At 29.5% G+C, this 20883-nt stretch carries 17 protein-coding genes; 14 read left to right on the top strand and 3 right to left on the bottom strand.

Going from position 1 to position 20883, the window contains the following annotated elements:
* Positions 1–107: 107 nt before the first annotated feature.
* From Q0828_RS12485 to Q0828_RS12500, 4 genes are all read left to right on the top strand, one after another.
* Positions 108–1202 (top strand): histidine kinase, encoded by a 1095-nt coding sequence (locus tag Q0828_RS12485; RefSeq protein ID WP_298421170.1) that lies wholly within the window; start codon positions 108–110, stop codon positions 1200–1202.
* Positions 1183–1935, top strand: a complete 753-nt coding sequence (locus tag Q0828_RS12490; RefSeq protein WP_298421173.1) for a LytTR family DNA-binding domain-containing protein — start codon at positions 1183–1185, stop codon at positions 1933–1935. Before Q0828_RS12485 ends, Q0828_RS12490 begins: the two co-directional genes overlap by 20 nt.
* A gap of 107 nt (positions 1936–2042) precedes the next feature.
* Complete coding sequence (locus tag Q0828_RS12495) at positions 2043–3332, top strand: amidohydrolase (RefSeq protein ID WP_298421177.1); 1290 nt, start codon at positions 2043–2045, stop codon at positions 3330–3332.
* A gap of 50 nt (positions 3333–3382) precedes the next feature.
* On the top strand, positions 3383–5035 hold the full coding sequence (locus Q0828_RS12500) for a tetratricopeptide repeat protein (RefSeq protein ID WP_298421179.1): 1653 nt from the start codon (positions 3383–3385) through the stop codon (positions 5033–5035).
* 47 nt (positions 5036–5082) lie between these two features.
* Here the strand turns inward: Q0828_RS12500 and Q0828_RS12505 are convergent, their stop codons facing one another.
* Positions 5083–5778: a LytTR family DNA-binding domain-containing protein gene (locus Q0828_RS12505; RefSeq protein ID WP_298421182.1), complete on the bottom strand. Its 696-nt coding sequence runs from the start codon at positions 5776–5778 to the stop codon at positions 5083–5085.
* Entirely contained in the window at positions 5778–6791 is a 1014-nt protein-coding gene (locus Q0828_RS12510) for a histidine kinase (protein WP_298421185.1), read from the bottom strand. The genes Q0828_RS12505 and Q0828_RS12510 overlap by 1 nt, the downstream gene beginning before the upstream one ends.
* 202 nt (positions 6792–6993) lie before the next feature.
* On the opposite strand from Q0828_RS12510, the gene Q0828_RS12515 reads away from it, so the two are divergent.
* The 6 genes from Q0828_RS12515 (at position 6994) to Q0828_RS12540 (ending at position 15465) form a co-directional block, all read left to right on the top strand.
* The gene (locus Q0828_RS12515) at positions 6994–8988 is read left to right on the top strand and encodes a serine hydrolase (RefSeq protein WP_298421188.1); all 1995 of its coding nucleotides are present in this window, start codon (positions 6994–6996) and stop codon (positions 8986–8988) included.
* 156 nt (positions 8989–9144) lie between these two features.
* A complete protein-coding gene (locus tag Q0828_RS12520; protein ID WP_298421191.1) occupies positions 9145–11442 on the top strand; it encodes a S41 family peptidase in 2298 nt (765 codons plus the stop codon).
* A gap of 118 nt (positions 11443–11560) precedes the next feature.
* A complete protein-coding gene (locus Q0828_RS12525) occupies positions 11561–12829 on the top strand; it encodes a M18 family aminopeptidase (protein WP_298421194.1) in 1269 nt (422 codons plus the stop codon).
* A 500-nt stretch (positions 12830–13329) separates the two neighbouring features.
* Positions 13330–14526 carry an XRE family transcriptional regulator gene (locus tag Q0828_RS12530; protein ID WP_298421197.1) on the top strand — a complete coding sequence of 399 codons (1197 nt, stop codon included), beginning with the start codon at positions 13330–13332 and terminating at the stop codon, positions 14524–14526.
* Between the two features lie 5 nt (positions 14527–14531).
* Positions 14532–15032 (top strand): hypothetical protein, encoded by a 501-nt coding sequence (locus Q0828_RS12535; protein ID WP_298421200.1) that lies wholly within the window; start codon positions 14532–14534, stop codon positions 15030–15032.
* Between the two features lie 13 nt (positions 15033–15045).
* A complete protein-coding gene (locus Q0828_RS12540; RefSeq protein ID WP_298421202.1) occupies positions 15046–15465 on the top strand; it encodes a hypothetical protein in 420 nt (139 codons plus the stop codon).
* 19 nt (positions 15466–15484) lie between these two features.
* Here the strand turns inward: Q0828_RS12540 and Q0828_RS12545 are convergent, their stop codons facing one another.
* Complete coding sequence (locus Q0828_RS12545; RefSeq protein WP_298421205.1) at positions 15485–15685, bottom strand: hypothetical protein; 201 nt, start codon at positions 15683–15685, stop codon at positions 15485–15487.
* Between the two features lie 138 nt (positions 15686–15823).
* On the opposite strand from Q0828_RS12545, the gene Q0828_RS12550 reads away from it, so the two are divergent.
* The 4 genes from Q0828_RS12550 (at position 15824) to Q0828_RS12565 (ending at position 20881) form a co-directional block, all read left to right on the top strand.
* Positions 15824–16045, top strand: a complete 222-nt coding sequence (locus Q0828_RS12550; protein ID WP_298421208.1) for a helix-turn-helix transcriptional regulator — start codon at positions 15824–15826, stop codon at positions 16043–16045.
* 31 nt (positions 16046–16076) lie between these two features.
* Complete coding sequence (locus tag Q0828_RS12555) at positions 16077–16715, top strand: hypothetical protein (RefSeq protein ID WP_298421211.1); 639 nt, start codon at positions 16077–16079, stop codon at positions 16713–16715.
* Between the two features lie 228 nt (positions 16716–16943).
* The gene (locus Q0828_RS12560; protein WP_298421214.1) at positions 16944–17075 is read left to right on the top strand and encodes a hypothetical protein; all 132 of its coding nucleotides are present in this window, start codon (positions 16944–16946) and stop codon (positions 17073–17075) included.
* Between the two features lie 938 nt (positions 17076–18013).
* The gene (locus tag Q0828_RS12565) at positions 18014–20881 is read left to right on the top strand and encodes an ATP-binding protein (protein ID WP_298421217.1); all 2868 of its coding nucleotides are present in this window, start codon (positions 18014–18016) and stop codon (positions 20879–20881) included.
* The last annotated feature ends 2 nt before the right edge of the window (positions 20882–20883 follow it).

Raw genomic sequence — 20883 nt, forward strand, 5'->3', positions numbered from 1 at the left:
TTCCTCACATTTTTTGATTGTTCGGTATTCAAATAATCCCGTTATTCGCTATTTGGATATTCAACAATCGAGCAAAATCAAAAGATTCTACACTAAGGTTATAATGTATGAGGTTATTTAATAAAGAAACACGTATACAATATTTAGGTTTTAATGATATATGGTTTTCAACAATAGGTATAGTTATTATAAGTTTTATCGCAAACTATCTATTTAATAATCCATCAGAAAGAGAATCTATAGAACTTGTACTTATAGGTTGGTTTGCTTCATTAGCTTCTGCTATCTGTGATTGGTGTATTTTACGGTATATTTCGATTTCTTTACGTAAAAAATATCCTGATTTTAAAGATGATGCTAAGCGTATTACATTGCTATTTTTTGCGATTATTTGCGTGATTCTGATTGTTGATGTTACAATGGGGTTTCTACTTGCAAACTTTTTTACCTTTTTGGGATATCCTTCCTCGCACATGTTAATATTAAAGGTAGTGCTGCCTATTATTTTGATCGTTATTATGATCATGTCGATATATGAAGCTATTTATTATAATATAAGGCTTAAAAAATCAATTAGAGAGGAAGAGCAAACTAAGCAGGCTATGATTCAGACGCAATTAGATACATTACGCAATCAAGCACAACCTCATTTTCTATTTAATAGTTTAAATACGTTACGAGATATTATCGATCATGATCCTAGAGAAAACGCAAAAGATTTTGTTGACAATCTATCTAGTGTGTATCGATTTATACTAGAATCAGGAAATACGAATTTAATTGCTATTGAAAAGGAGTTAAAGTTTGCGAAAGCCTATGTTTATGTTCAGTCTGAAAGGTTTGGTGACAATTTGCAAATAAACTGGAATATTCCAGAGGATAAATTAGCAGCAATGATTGCGCCTATGAGTTTACAACTACTAATAGAAAATGCTATAAAACACAATATAGTTTCTAGAGATGAACCATTAACAATAACAATAACTGTTAAAGATGATTTTTTAGTCGTTCAAAATAATATTCAAGTAAAATCAACAAAAGTACATTCTACAAAAATTGGATTAAAAAATATAGAACAACGATACGCATTGATTTCTAGTAGGCTACCTAAGATTATGAATGATGGAAATCAATTTACAGTTTCTTTACCTTTATTAAAATTGTCTGATCAAAAGAAAAATTATGCAAATACTAATTATTGAAGATGAGCCACGCGCAGCAAATCAATTGCAGAAATTATTAACTAAAAATGCTTTTAATTTTCAATTATTAGACATTATTGACACTGTTAAACGCGCCGTAGTATGGTTTCAAGAAAATCCCGCACCAGATTTAGTCTTTTTGGATATTCAATTAGCTGATGGATTGAGTTTTGAAATATTTCAGAAAATAGAAGTTACAGCTCCAATTATCTTTACAACAGCTTTTGACGAGTATGCCATTCAAGCATTTAAAGTAAATAGTGTCGATTATCTATTAAAACCTATTCAGCAAGACGAATTAGCGAAAGCATTAACTAAGTTTAAAAAAGCTAATACTTCTAATGCTGTAGTTCCTTCAATTATAAAAGAACTTCTTGCGAGTATGCAAAAGCCAGAAAAACGTTTGGGGATTTTAGTTAAAGATGGTAGCGGATTTGTCCAAATTAAAACCTCAGAATTACTATATATATATTCTCAAGATAGTATGACTTTTGGCATAACGGATACCAAACGATATATTATTGATGAAACAATGGATCAATTATTTGACTCATTAGATCATACGATGTTTTATAGAATAAATAGAGGACAGATTGTTTCGAAAACTTCAATTCAAAAAATAGATCCTTATTTTAATCATCGTGTGAAGTTATCTGTCTTAAATCCAAAAGATCAAGACTTCGTTGTAAGTAGAAAAAAGGTCAATGACTTTAAGGAATGGATGAACAAATAGTGCTCTGATGATATTTCAAATATCAAATACGATACTTCAACAAAAAGCATTATTTTCAACCATTTAATAAGGGAATATTTGTGATATAATTACAAACAAATTATATCATGAAACTAAAATTGATACTACTATTATTTCTACTGATTATTACAGGAATACGTTGTACTAAATCTGATGAAAGCATAAATAACTACCATAAAATAATAGCACAAACTGATGCAATCTATGATGACTTAGTTAAAGTTAGACGTGATTTACACATACATCCTGAAATAGCTAAACAAGAAAAAAGGACTTCGAAAATTGTAGCTGACTATTTAAGGAATTTAGGTTTAGAAGTACAAACAAATATTGGAGGAAATGGAGTTGTAGGCATTCTAAAAGGAGGAAAAAAAGGAAGAAATATAGCTTGGAGGGCAGACATGGATGCCATTAAAACGGATGAACCCGATGTCGTAAGCTTTTCCTCTAAAAATGAAGGTGTTCGTCACATATGTGGACACGATGTCCATACTACAATCGCTCTAGGAATTGCTAATGTTTTATCGCAACAAAAAGAAAACCTAAAAGGAACGGTTTACTTTATTTTTCAACCAGCAGAAGAAACTTTTACAGGTGCGAAAGACATGATTAATGATGGTCTTTTCGATATAATTCATCCAGATGAAGTTTATGGATTGCATATTGGTCCAGAAGCATCAGGAGTGATTAATGTGAAGGCTAATGAGTTATTTGCGTATCAAAAAACACTAAAAGTGAAATTCGAGCCTAATGCCAATGAGAAAGAGTTAGAAAACTTCATGCATACTGTACTAAAAGGTTTTGTTCGTAATATTGAACAGAAAGGTTCTCCATGGAATATTATTCATAAGATTTCTGACTCTAAAATTGGGGTGACAAACAAAGAAACCATTTTCAAAGATTACTTTATTCTACAAGGAGCAAGGTTGCATACTGATAAAGGTGTTACTTTTTATAATGCTAGTTTTCTTGAAACTAATCTTAAAAGAGTGAATAATGTACCTCTTGAAATAAAAAAACAAATCCTTGATTCTAAATTTAAAGATTCTTTTATCTCTATTGAATACGCAAAAGATTACTCCGGAACTCCTTTAAATGATCCTGAACTTACAAAAATTGCATCACAAACAATTTCAGTTTTTTATAATAAAGAAATGTTTACACCACTGTACGGACAAGTTCCATATTTTGGAGAAGATTTTATATACTATCAGCAAAAAGTACCTGGCGTATTCTTTTTCTTAGGAGGATCTAATGTTAAAAAAGGTATTACTTCTATGCCACATACACCAAACTTTGCAGTGGATGAAACAACCATAAAGTATGGCGTACAATCGTTTGCTTCGTTACTCTTAGAAAGAGCGAACAGTAAATAAAATTGAAATACATCCGTCAAAAATCAATCAAAAAAACAAATTAAAAAATTATGAAAAACATACTAATTTTACTCAGCCTATTTCTATGTTCTCAACTATGGTCTCAAAAAACGTTAACCACAACACAATGGCAAGAAGATCTTCGATCTTTACAAAACACGGTACATAAAGACTACTCACATCTTTTTGTAAAAACGACTAAAGAAGTCTTTGATGCAGAAGTTGAAGCATTATATACAGACATTCCTAATTTAGAATCGCATGAAATCATCGTAGGAATGACAAAAATTGTTAGCTTGTTTAAATATGGACATACCTATATTAGTTTTCATCAAAAATCTTTTAAATTTTCACAATTTCCTTTCAATTTATACGAATTCAATAATGGAATTTACATTCAAGGAACGCATAAAAACTATCCAAAAGCTATTGGAGCAAAAGTTATAGCGGTAGAAGGCAAGCCTATTTCAGAGGTTTTAAAAGCAATTGAACCTACAGTAGAAGTAGAGAACTCTCAATATTTTAAAGCATACGGAATCAATAATATACGATATCCTGAGATATTACATGCTCAAAAGATTACAAAAACTCTTCAAAATACGGTAACACTTACCTTAGAAAAAAACGGAAAAGTATTTACTCAATCCTTTACTGCATTGGAAAAGGGAGAAAGAGTACCAACACATCGTGGTTATGTGCACCAAAATGAAAATTGGTTAAATGCAAGAGATCAATCTGCTATTCCTTTATACCTAAAAAACCTTGATAAAATCTATTATTATGAATATTTAGCTAACGAAAAAGCAGTTTATGTGAGACATAGTAGAATTGCTGATGATCCAGAAGAAACGACTAAAGATTTTTACAAACGAGTGTTTGATTTTGTTGAAAATAACGAAGTTGAAAAATTGATTATAGATGTACGTTTAAATGGTGGTGGAAACAATTATTTAAACAAAGATATCATTACAGGACTTATTGAAACTAAAAAAATAAATAAAGTAGGGAAGTTGTATGTAATTATAGGGAAACACACTTTTTCTGCTAGCCAAAACCTTGTGAATGAAATAGATAATTATACCAATGCTATTTTTGTGGGTGAACCTACAGCCGAAAACTTAAATTTTTGGGGCGATCAAAATTTGGTAGACTTGCCAAATAGTAATATTACGGTGTCTTTATCATATGCCTGGTGGCAAAATAAAGCACCATGGGACAATGCAGAATGGTTGGCTCCGCAAATACCTGTGACAATGAGTTATGAGGAATACGCGTCTAATCAAGATCCCGTATTAGATGCTGCATTGAAATTTTCTGGAAAAGACTTTATGCGCGATCCAATGCAACATATTCGAGAATTATATATGGCAGGAGATGTTGAAAAATTAGCTTCAGAAATTGTTAAAATGATACAAGATCCTAGATATGTATTTTTCGATTTCGAAACTGAACTCAGCAAAAGCGGACATCGTATGTTAAGCACTAATAGACCTGGAGAAATAAAAGGAGCCATACAAGTATTCTCGTTTGTTTCGCAACTTTTTCCAAATTCACCAAATGCTTGGAAAAACTTAGCAGAAAGTTACTTAAAAGCAGGATATACTGATAAGGCCAGTGATTTACTTAAAAAGACAATTTCCTTGGATTCAGATGGAGCTATTGGTAAAGCCGCCAAAGAAATGCTAATGACGATTAAGAAATAATTGAAAACATTTTAAAAACACTCTAAAAAGTCGCATAATGCGGCTTTTTATATTTTTGCTAAAACTTTTAATTTTTCAAATACAATAACCTTATACATAGCACTTACAGGTACTTTTTTATCTTCAATTAACAAATATGTTCTAGTTATTTTAGTAACTCTTTCTAAATTGCTAATATATGATTTATGAGTGCGTTGGAAATTATCAGATAATAATGTAGTAATATTAATAAGTGTTTCGGAGATTAGGTACATTCTTGAATCTGTAAATATTTTTAAATAATTTCCAAAACTCTGAATGTACAAAATTGATTTAAATGAAATATTAACAGGCATGCCATCATGTTTTATTTGAAGTTCCTCACTTCCTATATTTTTTTTAGGTTGTGTTATTTTTGAAGCTGAAACTTTGTTTATAGCTTTTAAGAAGCGTTCAATTTTCACAGGTTTCAATAAATAATCTACAACACTATAATCATAACTTTCTAATGCATACTCAGAATAGGCCGTTGTTAAAATAACTTTAGGTGGTTTTATCATAGAACGCAAAATTTCCATACCATTAAGTTCTGGCATTTCGATATCTAAAAAGATGAGGTCAACGTCATTTTGTTGAGCAAAATTTACAAACTCAAGCGGATTTCCTGTACTTAATACTAATTCGAAGCTATTAATTTTAGCACAATATTCCTCTAGCACTTTACGCGCTAATATTTCATCATCTACAATACCAACTTTAATCATTAACTATCTTTTTTTAATATTGAAACTTTTAAATCTATCGATAAATTTATATGATAACCTTCATCGGTATCCTCAATTTCTAGTACATGAGAATCAGGATATAAAAGGTTTAAACGTCTTTTTACATTTTCAAGACCGAGTCCTTTTCGTTTTGATCCAGAGGTTATGGAAGGCTTTGAATTATTTACACAAAAATAAAGAGAGGAGTTTTTTACAGAGACAGTAATATCAATTGAACTCTGCTCATTAGTACTTTGAGCGCCATGTTTAATAGCATTTTCAACAAATGGAATTAGTAACATTGGAGCAATTCTTAACTTCAACAAGTCGCCTTTAATTAAAAATTCAATAGTACAACGGTTGCTTAGTCTTTTTTCTTCAAGTAATAAATAATTCTCTATAAATTCAAGTTCTTCTTTTAATAAAACAGTATCTTTTTTAGAACTTTCTAATTGATATCTCATTAATTCTGAAAGCTGCATTACAACATCAGGAGTTTCTGGTGATTGTTGCCTGGAAAGCGAATAAATACTATTTAACGAATTAAAGAGAAAATGCGGGTTTACTTGCTCTTTTAAATAATTAAGTTCCATCTCTTTTTGCAACTTTTCTTTCTCATCATTTTCTCTTTTAAACATTATATTTCTTCTTACAAAAAAAGCTGCCATTCCAGTTCCAGTAGTATATATGAGAAAAAAAAACATTTTATAAACAGCATGCCAGCCATCATTTACATATCCTTTCAAATATGCTCCAAAAAATACACTTCCTATAAGAAGTATTGTATATAAAAAATAGCGTTTTTTATCAAAAACAAAAGGAATGAACACAAAATGATTTACCCAAATAATGCCCATAATAGCAATTGTATAATTAAAATTATGGATGTAAAAAGAATAATTAGTATCAAACCTATCTTTTACAGCCCATATACTTAATATCTCAAGTAAGAGTACTAATAAAAAGGCTCCTAGGTTAAGGAGTATGATGTGCTTTAAAGACTTTTTAATCATAAACTATTCTATTATCTAATAAAGATACTATCTATAAATACAAGTTGTTATAATTTCTTTATAAAAGCGCCATGTCAATGACGAAATGAGTTTATCATTTAATTCCCTTGTTTATCCAATTTAAAGTATTGAGCAAGAATTATATTCTACTTTTATTCAGTGATTAATTTATGAATTTCGAACTTTTATAAAAAAAGTAACTATGAAAAATAAAACAGGATTATTGCTTTTAATTCTTCTTACAATAACAAATAGTTCCTTTGCTCAGGAAAATAGAGTACAAGAATCTACATCAAATGAAGAAAGATCTTCCTTAGAATTACCCAAAATTCAGGTAACTCCAATAAAGGATACTAAGAATGACAGACAATATGAGTTATATATTAAGCTTCCTGAGAGTTATTCAAAAAGTAATAGCAAAAAATATCCTGTCGTTTATTACACAGATGCTATGTGGCATGTAGAAATGCTATCTGGCGCTACAGAATACATGTTAGAAGATGTTATTCTAGTTGGAATTTCTTGGCAATTAGACATAAATGAAGATTTGAAAAAAGAAAGAGGAGCGCATGTGAGTCGATTTCGAGATTATAGTTTCCGCAAATCAAATAAACCTGAAATTCAAAAAAAATATCAATTAGGACAAGGAAATAAACATTTAGACTTTATTAGAAATGATGTCATTACCTATATTGAAAACACGTATCGAACTGATCCAAACAGTCGTACTTATTTCGGTTATTCTATGGGTGGTGAATTTGGCGCTTATGTATTATTAACGCAACCAGATACCTTTAACAACTATATTATTGGCAGTCCATCAATCAAAAATGAAGTTGCCTATTTATCCGAACTTAATTCAAAATTTGGACCTTACAAGGCGTCAAATAGAAATAGTAGTATAAAAGCAAATGTTTTTATTTCATATGGTTCATTAGAAAAAAACATGGTTGAACCTATTGAGGAGTTTGTAAGTCTATTAAAAAATAGGAGAGATGACGGTTTATCTGTACTTAGAGAAGTGATTGATGGCAATCATGGAACTGCATTCCCAATGACAACAGTTAGAAGTGTCGCTTGGTTGTCATCCATAATGAATCATGTTTCAAGTGACAACTACGAGGTCTCATTCTGGGACATTCCGCATCTTAACAACGCATTTGTCAGCACTACACCAGAAGATAAAAAAGACAGGATATCCGTTGATACATTATCGGTAAATAGCGATGACCAAAACGCAATCCTTAAGCTTTCTCAAGAGATTTTTAATGGCAAACATGGTAATTATGATGCGTTACTCATTTCACACAAAAACAAATTAGTTTTTGAATCCTATTATAAAAAAGGTCGTATCAACTTGCCACATGGGCAGGCATCTGCAGTAAAAGCGTATACCAGTTTGGTTTTAGGAAGAGCTATTCAAATGGGATATTTATCCATGGAAGATTTAGACAAACCTTTAATTCATTTTCTAAAAGATGTAAATCCTAAAAAAATCACTAAAGGTGCTGAGAAAATAACGCTTCATAAGGCATTAACTATGCATGGAGGCTTGACTATAGATAGAGACAAATGGAAAGAAATTGAAAATGATTCAGTACGATTAAAAGGTCAGGGATTAGTTCAGACGCTTTTGGAGCAAAGCAAACCCATAACCAAAGAATCTCAAACGTATTTGTACGGTAATTTCAATCCGATGTTGGTGATGACGGTCATTGACGCAGTTGTTCCAGGAACCGCAGAGAACTTTATTAAAACGGAATTACTAGACAAACTTGGTATTACAGAATACAAATGGTCAAATCATGTTAGCGGTTTGCCAGAAGCTGGTTGGCGTGTACGTTTCATGTCTCGCGATATGCTCAAATTGGGTGATTTGGTGCTTAATAATGGTAAATTAAACGGTGAGCAGCTTATTTCTACGGCATATCTTGCTAAAGCTACTAGTGGAATTGTAAAACCTACTCAAGATTGGATACCCAAAGATTATCGTTACGGTTATTTTTGGTATCAAACAGACATAAAAATAGGTCATAAAAGGTATGATGCCACATTTGCTTGGGGAGGCGGTGGACAACGTGTAATAGTGATAGAAGCCCTTGATTTAACCATTGTAGTTTCTGGTCATGATGCTGAAGATGATAAAATAATGGCTCAAATTTCTGAAATCATTATACCAGCTTTTATTAAGGAATAAGGAGATTTAAAGTTAAAAACTGAGCTTAGGGAATTTTAAGATTTTTCAACACAATAGAGCATCTTACATAAATTTACTTTGAAAGACATTTCATTTTAAACTAATAAATTAGTTATAACTAAATATTTAGTTATATTTGTTTCAAACTGATATATTATGAAACAAATAGTAATTATTTTCTCTTTATTTATAGTATCGCAATTAACAGCTCAATCCGATACTAGTAAGTATTATAACCATTTAATATTTCGAGAAACACCATATTCAAAAACAGAAGGGAGAATACAATTAACCGAAGACGAAAGTAAAAATACCAATCACTTTAAACTAAGTTATGATGCTTCTGATAGGCTAATTCTTATTGAATATCTATATAAAAATAATCTTATCGAACTGAATAGGAGCGGCTTGCTGGATGGAAAAAGGGCTTTAGCGCCAAAAACGAAAATTAAATACATTGACAATCTAGAAATAAGGACATTTTATGATTTAGAAGGCAAATCAACTACCAACGGGATGGGAGTTTATAAAGAAGTATATTCCTATGATAAAAAAGGGAAGAGAATAAGCTTAAAATTTTATGATAAAAATGAGAAACCTATAAATAATAGTTGGAAAATATTTGAATACAACTGGAAACACATAGATACTAATACGGTATTAGAAACAAGGAAAAATATCAGTGGTGCTAATGTATTTATGCGACCTTATTATAAATTTTATAATGTATTATACAAATTCAATGATAATGGAATCTTGTTGTCTATGAATAATGTTGATGAAAACCTAAGTTTAATAAATGATGAATCTGGTATAGCCATAGATAAAGCAATATACGATGAGGATAATAACTTAGTAAGTTTCAAATTTTATGATGCAGAAAACAAACCTGTTATTGGTTCATTTTTAGGAACTGCTGGTGGATTTGCTACGTATGATAAACAAGGAAATTGCTTAAAATATGCTACGATCAATTTAGACGGGAATTACATGGTAGATAAAAGAAATAATTCCGCATATTCTAGTTATACATTTGATACAACAGGAAATCTAGTTGAACGCAGTAATTATGATACAAATAGAAAAATACTGAAAAGGCGAGGAGTAACGCGTGTAAAATATAGCTATAACAAAGATAATCCACTAAAACTATTAAAAACAGAATATCATCATTCAATTTCCAATACAACGATTAAAGATTCTGTCTTCACAAAACTCAATACCAAAATTGAAAAAGAAAAATTAGTAGAAGACTATAATCAGTTATTGGAAACCTTAGAAAAACATCCATCTCAATTTCAGTTTACAAACAAAGCATCCTATACTAACCTAGTAAATACGCAACGAGATAAGTTAAAAGATTCAATGACAATTCAAGAATTTTATCAAATAGTAGCTCCAATAGTTACTAGTTTAGGATGTTTACATACACGTATAGTTGATAATCAATTCTTCAGAACACCATATAAGTATTGGTTGCCAATACTCGTTTGGTTTGAAAATGATAAAATGTATGCAATAAATAATTGTGTTGAAAATACAGAAATGAATGTAGGTTCCGAAATACTAGAAATTAACGGAATAGCTGCCGAAGAAATATACAATACTTTGAAAACAACGATTTCTGCAGATGCTTTTAATGCGAACTTTTACAGAGCAGATTTGAATGTCAATTTCTTATACTATTATCATACTTACTTTGGGTTTAATAGTGCATATAAAATAAAATTTAAGCCATATAACTCTAAGAGAGAGATTACGACCACATTTTTCATAGATGAGCCAAGACCGAGCTACAAAGCTAAACTTGTTAATACGCCAAGACTAAGTTTAGATGTTAAAAAAGAAAACAATACTGCAATTATAAGAATTAAGAATTTTAGTTATTTCCCAAGAGGAAGACAAAACATTGATTTCTTTAAAGAGAAAATTGACACTTACATTAAAACAATCAAGGAAGAAAACATAGAAAAAGTGGTTTTTGATCTCAGAGGCAATAGAGGAGGAAATCCAGAATGCACAAATCATATACTGTCCTATATCATTAATAAAGAACTCAACTTTTATGAAGACAATGCGCTAAATAAAAGAAGAAACAGACCTTCAACGGTAACACCAAAAGAAAATAATATAAGTGATAAAAACATCTTCATCTTTACAAGTGGTCGTTCTGCATCTGCGACTGCGCAAATGTTAGCTGTTATCAAACATAATAAATTAGCAACTATACTAGGAGAAGAATCTGGAGGAACTTACAGTACACATCCTGGAAGAGTGCTAAAGCCTTTAAAAAACTCAAAACTAACGTTACAATTAGGTACAGAAAGAGAATCTGTAAATGTGCCACAATTAGACTTAACTAAAGGAATCGTTCCTGATAAAAAAATAACGATAACATTAGATGATATATTAAATAACAATGACGTTTTATTAAACTATATATTCAATCATTAAATAGGTTTAATTATAGAACAATTGAAGTTGAATATAATTTGCTTATAAATCAATAGACTATAAAAGAGAATTTAATTAACTTGGTGTTTTATCTAAATATTTAAACAAAATACGTTAAATGTCTTACTCTCAAAGTCTTTTAGAATTTATTGATCAAAGTTCAACGTCATTTCATGCTGTAGAAAATTTAAAAAATGAATTATTCAAACAAAATTATACAGAATTAAAGGAAGAAGCCAATTGGTCGTTAGAAAAAGGAGGGAAGTATTTTGTAACAAGAGCAGAAGGATCAATTGTCATATTCAAAACACCAAAAAAATGGACAAGTAACTATGCGTTTTCTATTATTGGAGCGCATACCGATTCACCATGTCTAAGAATAAAAAATAATCCTATTTCAACAAAAGAAGGTTATCAATTATTAAATATTGAAATATATGGTGGCGTATTATTAACGAGTTGGTTTGATAAAGACTTGTATTTTGGTGGGCGATTAATTATTGAAAATGAAAATGGCGAGTTAGAACAAAAAATAATTAAAATAGAAAAAAGGTTACGCATACCGCGCTTAGCAATACATTTAGATAGAGCCGTAAATAAGGAAGGTTTTAAACCAAATCCGCAAGAACATATGTTTCCTGTGATTGGGCTTGATAAAGACCTGCAATTTGATGATTGGATTAAAAAAGAAATAGGAATTTCTGGAACGATACTTAGTTGGGATTTATTTCTGTTTGATGCTGAAAAATCGAGTTTAGGAGGTATTAATAATGAGTTTATTTTTGCGCCTAGGTTAGATAATTTAGCGAGTGTTCATGCATCATTTGAGGCTTTGCAACTATCCGATTCTGAAAATGACAACGTACAAATGGCTGTATACTTTCAGCATGAAGAAATTGGTTCAGAATCGCAAAATGGAGCTAATTCTAACTTTTTAGAAGCTACTTTAAAACGTATTCATGGGCATATTTCTTCAAACGAAGAAACCTATTTTCAAACCCTAGCACGTTCATTTTTTATATCAGCAGATATGGCACATGCGGTACATCCTAACTATTCTAATAAGCATGATAGCAATCACAAACCACACATTGGTGTTGGACCTGTAATAAAAAGTAATGCTAACATGCGATATGCAACTGATGCTTTTTCGATAGCAAAATTCAAACAATGGTGTACGAAGGCAACTATTCCTTTTCAAGATTTTTGTAGTCGGAACGATATTGGATGTGGATCTACCATTGGACCTATGACTGCTGCTAAATTAGGTATTCCAACGATAGATGTTGGAAACCCAATGTTATCTATGCATAGTATCAGAGAAATGTGTGGTGTTAAAGATCATGATGCTATCATAAAAGTATTTACTGAATTTTACAAAAGCTAAATACTTAGGTGCCAAAAAGATTCTTCACAAAATAACTCAGACACAGTAGTTGTAAACTATTAGCTTGTAAGGATATTCAATTATAAAACGACACAAAAGCAATTTTATATAATGACTTATTATGATTACATATAAAACGTATCATAATGTTCTCGCGTTATGTTACTTTGCTTAGGAAAAAAGCAGGACAGAGCATTAAAAAAAGATCTTGTAGACCTTTTTAGCGAATGAGCCAGCCAGCGCGTTAGCATACTGATTTTTTTAAAAGTTATTACCAAAAAGTTTCTTCACGATAGGTAATGGAACAATTTTTACACAAGCGAGTTTACACTGAGCGGAGTCGAAGTGTAGGAGCGAAGTGGAATAGTTGTGGAGTGGGATTTTATATATTCTGCATTTTTCTACTTAATCTTATTTAAAAAAGTTAGGTAAATTTACCTAACTTCAATATATTTGCATATATATTACACATTTTAAATATGTAAATCAACCTAAAATATATGGATAAAGATTCTGATTTCATTGAAGCGTTTAACCGTTTAATTGAACCTTTGCACATCAATAATGATATTGGTGAGGAACCGTTTAGTGTGCTTTTCAATAAAAGAATTCAAGAATTAGGGATTACTCAAAGCAGAGCAGAAGCAGTACTTGGTATAGAAAAGAAAAGTCTAAATAGTATTTTAAATAGAGAAGCTAAAAGAGTAGATATCATTACTATTATCAAGCTTGCTCAATTTCTTAATTTACCAGTTGATGATTTTGTTAAAGTCTATCTTCAAGAATTACCCTCTGAACAAATCGGAGATTTAGAAAAAGCTAAGCGAAATAACTTTATCGTTCAGAATTTTGATTTACCACAACTTCATAAATCAAAATTTATCTCCTCTAAGACTGATTATGATAATATTGAAAATAGAATAACAAGTTTTTTTGGACTAGAATCAATTTTTGATTTTGCTAAAGAAATAGTTACTCCTGCTTTTAGTAGAACAAAAAGAAGTTCCAGTGATTTGATACGAGAGTTTTGGGTACAATCTGCTCTTTCTCAATTTAAACTTTTGGAAAACCCTAATGAATATCATAGAGAAAAGCTAATTGATTTAATTCCAAAAATAAGACCATATACCAGAAATGTAAAAAAAGGATTAATTACTGTTGTAAAAGCACTATTTTCTATTGGTATTACAGTAATATATCAAGAATCATTACCTAATATCTCTGTCAGAGGAGCAACTTTTGTTGTGAATGGAAAACCTTGTATTGTAGTAAATGACTTGTATAAAAGATATCCAACTTTATGGTTTTCTCTAATGCACGAATTACATCATGTTTTATATGATTTTGATGAAATAGAGCAAGTGAAATATCATTTGACTGGAGAACCAGATTTGTGGTTAAAAGAAGAAAAAGCTAATGATTTTGCACGAGAATATCTTTTTAGTTATAAAAGATCAAAATATATTGCGCCCTTTATTAATGAAGCCGTTCTAGTAAGAGAATATGCTGAAAAATCCCAAGTGCATACCAGTATTATCTATAATTTTTATATGTACGATAATAATAATTGGGTGAAATTTAAGAATAAGATGCCAAATATAAACTTGGCAATAGATAATCTGAATGTAAATATTTGGAAAAGTGAATCAATAGATGAAACTGTTGAAAAATTGAAAGCTGAAATTTTTAATATTTAAAATACATGAGTGATAAAAAGAAAAAAGACCAAAAAGAATCGCAGAAACTCTCTGAGCAAGAAGAAATGGAAAGAATGATGCTTATTTCAAAAGCAGATGAAGTTGTAGGAGAACAATTATCAATCGATATAGATGGTTCAATACAGACAGAAAATGAGCTTAAGAAATTTGCGTTAGGAGATATTGATGATCCTGAAAGAAAGTATGATATTTATTATAAAGGAATTAGTAAATTATTAAAGAAACATTTACCTGAAGGAAAAGAATATAAAAAAGCAAGAGATTATATATATGAAGAGAAAAACACTTATTTAACTAGAGGTCATAGAATTGATGAAAAAGGTATTCGTGGAGCTGATAGTAGAATGGGTTATATTGAAGATGCAGAAAAAATATTAGAACTAATTACTACTTGGATTATTAATAAAGGTAGTATGGTAGATTTATATACTACTTTAAGAGATTTGAATATTCATATAGGATATGGTAAACCTAATCACGAATAACTAGAAATATTTTATGGCTACAAAAAATGAAAAAGTATTTGGGACATTAGCAGGAACAGCTATAGGGTTCATATTGGCAAATTGGCATGCCAAAAATAATGGATTAACTGGTATAGAAAAGATGAGATGCCAATTTATGGGCGTAGCAAGTGGTGGATTAGCTGGATATAGTATATCTAACATATTTGGTAGTCCCAATGATACAGTTAATTATTTTCTTCAAAATAAAAATGATAACAAGGTTGAACATGTTTATGATGGCATAACATATGAACATAGAATAAATAGAAGAATGTATGAACACCTAAAGGATGGCAAAATATTTACTGAAATGATTTATGATACTCCTAAACCAAGAATCGAAGCTTTAAAATTAGAGAAAAAGCTAGTTCTAGAAAATAAAGGTATCTATAATAAGCAACATAATTCTTAAACAAGTTAAATTCTAAAATTCACTCAAACTTCCCATTTCCATAATTTACTCGTTTCTTAAAATCTATAATTTCATCTTTTAATTTTCTATTAGCATTCTCAATAAGTTCATTTTGAAGCTTCATAATCTTTAATAAATCGTGAATTGCATTCAGATTATCAAGTCGCGTGTATACGATTCTTTCTAAATCAGCTTTTGTATATTTTGGAAATCCACTCATGGTATAGAATTTGAATATTATTGTTTAGTAATTCTATACAAATATGTAGAAAAAACACTTAAATTCAAAATCATTGTTTTAATATTTTACACAAATGTATATACTTTCTATATTTATGTATTAAAAATAAGCACAAGCATGACTAAATTAGGATTGTATTTAGCAAAGAAATCAATTAATAAGGCAGAAGTTTCACGAAAAACAGGAATCAGCAAATCTCGTATAAGTCAATTAGGTTCAAACGAAACAACGAAATTGAGAGTTGATGAATTGTATCTAATTGCTTTAGCTATTGACGTTGATCCTTGCGATATCTTCAAAGAAATTTGCGCAGATCTTAAATTAAAAGAGGAAAGTTAATTTTTAAACACAAGAGCTATAAATTAATCATATGAAGAGATTTCTATTTTTTGGATTTATAATTATTTCTTTTTGTTCTTACTCGCAAACCTTTGTTGATGACGTTGATAGAGTAGCGGTTGTAGTAATAGACTATTGTGTAGATAACAATGGTAAACGTTATAATATAACTATCAACCAAGAAAAAAGCACTTATAAGAATGACGGTTGGCAACAAGGATGTTTAGAGCATTTTAAAAAAGGTAAATTAATTTACCCAATGAAAATGACAGGTGAATGTTGGCAATCAGTTTATTATTTTGTGAATTCAAAATATAAAACATATGAATTACCTGAAGAAGATCGTGAAAAATGTAAAATCTTTCATCGCGGGAAATTTAAATATGAGAACCCTGCTTATAGTGAAACTATAATGATACGAAGCAAAAGACGTCAAATAGAGAAAGGTGGTTTAGGCGGTACACAGAAGTATAAAATAAATTGGACTGATGACCACAAGTATCGTTTAGAATCAATAAAAATGTCCTTGAATAAGGATAAACATAAAGAAGGAAATCTTATTGATGTAGAAATTATAGAAGTTTTAAATGACAAAACATATTTATATAAGGCTCATATAACAAATGATGATAGTACAGATATTGTTTTTGGTCTAATAACTAAAATCTAATTCTATTTTATTAAATAGGTATTCATGAATCTCGATTGATATTTCACTATCGTGCAATCTCATTCTTCGATTTGGTCAAAAACAATAGGCGAGTAGAGTGTTTAATACTTAGATGGAGTTTTGAATAGAATTTAATTCTTCAATTTTACATTAATTGCGGATTCCCGCAAAATATTATCTACGATATGAATTATTTTTGAATTATAAATATTTTAAATTCAAATTTATATGAAAGTTCAAGCAATTAAGCCAGGTCCAAAGCCTAAAAAGAAAGATGGAACTCTTGACAAAAGAAGAAGAGATAACAAAAATACTCCAGGAAATAAACCTTCGTTAAAACCTAGTAAATCAACTGAATAGGAATTTCTTAATTATATTTTAATCTGTTAATTAGAGAGGTATTTTTAGTTTTTCTTTTTGGGAAAAACTAAAAATACCTCTGGAAAAATGCACTTTCTTTTGTTTCTTTTCTTTGTGCAAGCAAAGAAAACGAAAATAAAAAACTACAAAAGGTTCTCACTAAAACTCAAAAGCTATTTAACATAATAAAAAGCAAAAAAAGATTTTTATGAAACGTAAAGCGAGTATAGTTATAGAAAATTCTTTGTAAAAAATTTTTATAAGTATGCGGCAGGCTAACGTACAGGTCATAAAACTTTTTCTAACGAAATGTTTCTAATTTATAGAATGTTTCAATAAAATTTCTAAAGTAGCTTTTGTGCATATCGACGTTGCTCAATATAAACTCAGGAAAGCGTTGGAAAATTATTCGCGTCATTTTATTTTAAATTAAAGAGCTCATGAATGCTAAGCATTTGAGCGCGGCAACTACGAAGTAATCACGAACACAGATTTATCAAATATAAAATCTGTGAGTAATTTTGCATAACGACAAATTATGGGACAAAGAATTATGTAGCGAAGCGTTCCTTTTAAATAAGTTTCATGACCCAAAAAGAATGATTCTAGTAGTAAATACAAAGGTTCTGGGATATTTAGCATAATATCATTATGGTTTACAAATACGCTGATTATCCTACTTTCCTATACATAGTATTTGTACCATAATGTTCTCGCGTTATGTAACTTTGCTTAGGAAAAAAGCAAAGTTTAATCTTCACATTTTAAAAAGTTATTACTTAAAGGTTTCTTCATGAAAGGTAATGGAACAATTTTTACACAAGTGACGTAGGAGCGAAGTGGAATAGTTGTGGAGTGAGATTTTATATCTATATTTGATAATATAAATATTACACATGATAATTATCACATAACATTCCGAAAATCACAGAATAAAAATGAATATTTTACTTCCAGAAAGTTTCACAACTAAGCTATCCACTAATCAAAAAATAGATGCTATTGTAAAAAAAGTTTTAGCGAATTATGCTGAAATATTAACTGAGAATCGTTTATATTTTTTCGAAGAATATACTGATCATGGTATTCAACATATTCAAAATGTTATTTATGGTGCGGACAATTTAATAACTAAAGAGACGTACAATAATTTTCTTAAAGTAGAGGATATAGCATCATTGATTTTATCAATAGTTCTTCATGATATTGGTATGCATATATCTTTAGAAGGTTTTAAATTATTAATAGATGGTGGGCATGATAATATTTTAATTACAGATTTTGATAAAAAGACTTGGAGTGAATTATGGGATGAATATTTAGCTGAAGCAAAAAGGTTTAATGGTAAACAACTTAATGCTATTTTTGGCGATGATGATACGATTGTTGAAAATCCGTTAATAAAAAAAGTAAGTAAAATTAACGGAGATGATAGAAAGCTAATAGGAGAATTTATAAGAAGACACCATCCAAGATTAGCACATGAAATTTCTTTATCAGGTTTTCCTGGCAAATCTATAGGTATTATTCCATTTGCAGAAGATTTAGAAATAGATAAAAGAGATTTAATAGGATTAATTGCTAGAAGTCATGGAATGAATTTAAGAAGTTGTGTTAATTATATCGATAAAAAATTCACAAGAACTAAAAGAGTTCCTCTTGGCATACATGCAAATTATCTAATGATTTTATTGAGACTATCTGATTACATACAAATTGATATAAGTCGTACTTCAATAATCGTAATGAAAACTAAAAGTTTGGAGAGTCCTATTTCAAAAATCGAACATCAAGCTCATTTTTCAATCGAACATATTGATGATAAATACCAAGATGATCCTGAAAGGATTTATGTTGTTGCAAAACCTCATGATAGTCAGATGTATTTGAAACTAAAAAGGTTGTTTAGTAATATTCAAAACGAGTTTGACGTCTCATGGGCTGTTATTGGAGAATTATATGGAACTATGCCTAATCAACCTAGTCTTAAATATCGTAGAATTAATTCTAATCTTGAAGACAATCAATATATTGACAAACAAGATTATGTAGGAGATTATTTTACATTTGAAGCGAATGATGAAATAACAAAACTATTAATAGCCCCATTATATGGTGATGATCCAAAATATGGAGTTAGAGAATTACTCCAGAATTCAATTGATGCTTGTCAAGAAAGAAACTTGATTGAGAGCCATGATGAAAATTATAATCCACTTATTAGGGTCAATGTGTTTGATGAAAATTCCAATTATTATTTTTTAATAAAAGACAATGGAAGAGGAATGAGTGCTAGCGAAATAAAAAGATACTTTTTAAGTGCAGGAGCATCATATCGAAAAAGTTTAGAATGGAAGAAAAAGTTTATTGGTGATTCTGGACAATCTAAAGTACAAAGGAATGGACGCTTTGGAATAGGTGTTTTAGCAGCTTTCCTATTAGGTGATTCATTAGAAGTTGTCACAAGAGGAATAAATCAAAAGTTAGGATATGAGTTTAAAGCAGATTTAAATACAGATCAAATTAATGTAATAAAAAAAGAGAATATTGAAATAGGTACTTCTATTAAAATCAAAATAAGTAAGGAACAATTTGAATATTTTAATAATTTGAATAGAAGGTATTCGGATACTAAAATATGGATTGATTGGTATACTCAAAAATATCCAAATATTATCTATTCAATAAATGGGATTGAGATAAAAAATAAACTCCCAAATGACCCTCATTATAATAATAAGAATATTCCTAATGACTGGCATTCTGTTGACTCAAAGGGATTCAATAAGATTATGTGGACTTACAGTAATAATTATTCTAATAACAAATTGGTTTGTAATGGCATAGTTATTCTTAATAATAGTTATTTGGGTATAAATATTTGGGATGCTAGTTTAATAAGTAATAAACCTAATATTTCTATTTTCGATAATAATGGATATACTCCAATATCTTTAGATAGAAATAATATAATTTCAAAACTACCTTTTAGTAAGGATTTATTAATTGACATCTACAAGGATATCATATCTTTTTTCCTATGCTACAATCAAATTAGTTATGTTAATAATAAAAATATAGAGATACTTAATCAAGCGCTTCCACATCCTTCTATCAAATATTTTAATTATAGTTATCCTTTAAATCGAATGAATCCTGAATTTGGTAATAAGGCTTATTTAACAAAAGCTTTAGAAAAAATAAAAGAAATATTAATTAGTAAAAAAGGTTATGTGCTTAATTATAAGTATTTTATCAATAGATTACCAGAATGCAATCTTATTTATATTAAAACCTCTAATTATAATAATTTAAAAACTTTAGATTTAGATATAGGTAATAATTTCGTTTTAATTTCTGATGATTCTTCTAGTTCTATTGATTATTATAAAAGTGCGATGATAGAAAGTATAGAATCATATAATGATGAATCTTCACATAGCGATTTTTTCATTAAAAAAAGTAAGTATGCTTTTTTATTTCAAGATGATAAAAAAAGAATGCCTACATGGTTCAAAAATTATTTAACATTAAAATATGAGTATAATAATTTTTTAGCGTTAGCAATTGGGAATCTTAAAAATCCTTCGATAAATAAATCATTTTTGAAAAAAAATCATGACAATTTTGATTTTATTCGAGAAACAGCTTTGAAATGTAATTCAAAAGCTGATGATTTATTTGATTTTTTATTAAAAAAGTATCTTGGAGAAGACGTTATAATACCTTTTGATATGAACGAAAGAATTAAAAAATACCCTCTAGCATTTAAAGAGTTGGAAGGTTATATGAAAAAATATTTATAATC

Origin of the sequence: uncultured Kordia sp. (genome assembly GCF_947496985.1) — a bacterium.
Taxonomy (GTDB): Bacteria; Bacteroidota; Bacteroidia; order Flavobacteriales; family Flavobacteriaceae; genus Kordia.

Bases quoted from the DNA above. Each gene is read 5' to 3' on its own strand.
- Q0828_RS12565 (WP_298421217.1), top strand. From the start codon at position 18,014: ATGAATATTTTACTTCCAGAAAGTTTCACAACTAAGCTATCCACTAAT.
- Q0828_RS12560 (WP_298421214.1), top strand. From the start codon at position 16,944: ATGAAAGTTCAAGCAATTAAGCCAGGTCCAAAGCCTAAAAAGAAAGAT.
- Q0828_RS12515 (WP_298421188.1), top strand. From the start codon at position 6,994: ATGAAAAATAAAACAGGATTATTGCTTTTAATTCTTCTTACAATAACA.
- Q0828_RS12555 (WP_298421211.1), top strand. From the start codon at position 16,077: ATGAAGAGATTTCTATTTTTTGGATTTATAATTATTTCTTTTTGTTCT.
- Q0828_RS12500 (WP_298421179.1), top strand. From the start codon at position 3,383: ATGAAAAACATACTAATTTTACTCAGCCTATTTCTATGTTCTCAACTA.
- Q0828_RS12535 (WP_298421200.1), top strand. From the start codon at position 14,532: ATGAGTGATAAAAAGAAAAAAGACCAAAAAGAATCGCAGAAACTCTCT.
- Q0828_RS12550 (WP_298421208.1), top strand. From the start codon at position 15,824: ATGACTAAATTAGGATTGTATTTAGCAAAGAAATCAATTAATAAGGCA.
- Q0828_RS12505 (WP_298421182.1), bottom strand. From the start codon at position 5,778: ATGATTAAAGTTGGTATTGTAGATGATGAAATATTAGCGCGTAAAGTG.
- Q0828_RS12525 (WP_298421194.1), top strand. From the start codon at position 11,561: ATGTCTTACTCTCAAAGTCTTTTAGAATTTATTGATCAAAGTTCAACG.
- Q0828_RS12545 (WP_298421205.1), bottom strand. From the start codon at position 15,685: ATGAGTGGATTTCCAAAATATACAAAAGCTGATTTAGAAAGAATCGTA.
- Q0828_RS12485 (WP_298421170.1), top strand. From the start codon at position 108: ATGAGGTTATTTAATAAAGAAACACGTATACAATATTTAGGTTTTAAT.
- Q0828_RS12530 (WP_298421197.1), top strand. From the start codon at position 13,330: ATGGATAAAGATTCTGATTTCATTGAAGCGTTTAACCGTTTAATTGAA.
- Q0828_RS12540 (WP_298421202.1), top strand. From the start codon at position 15,046: ATGGCTACAAAAAATGAAAAAGTATTTGGGACATTAGCAGGAACAGCT.
- Q0828_RS12510 (WP_298421185.1), bottom strand. From the start codon at position 6,791: ATGATTAAAAAGTCTTTAAAGCACATCATACTCCTTAACCTAGGAGCC.
- Q0828_RS12490 (WP_298421173.1), top strand. From the start codon at position 1,183: ATGCAAATACTAATTATTGAAGATGAGCCACGCGCAGCAAATCAATTG.
- Q0828_RS12520 (WP_298421191.1), top strand. From the start codon at position 9,145: ATGAAACAAATAGTAATTATTTTCTCTTTATTTATAGTATCGCAATTA.
- Q0828_RS12495 (WP_298421177.1), top strand. From the start codon at position 2,043: ATGAAACTAAAATTGATACTACTATTATTTCTACTGATTATTACAGGA.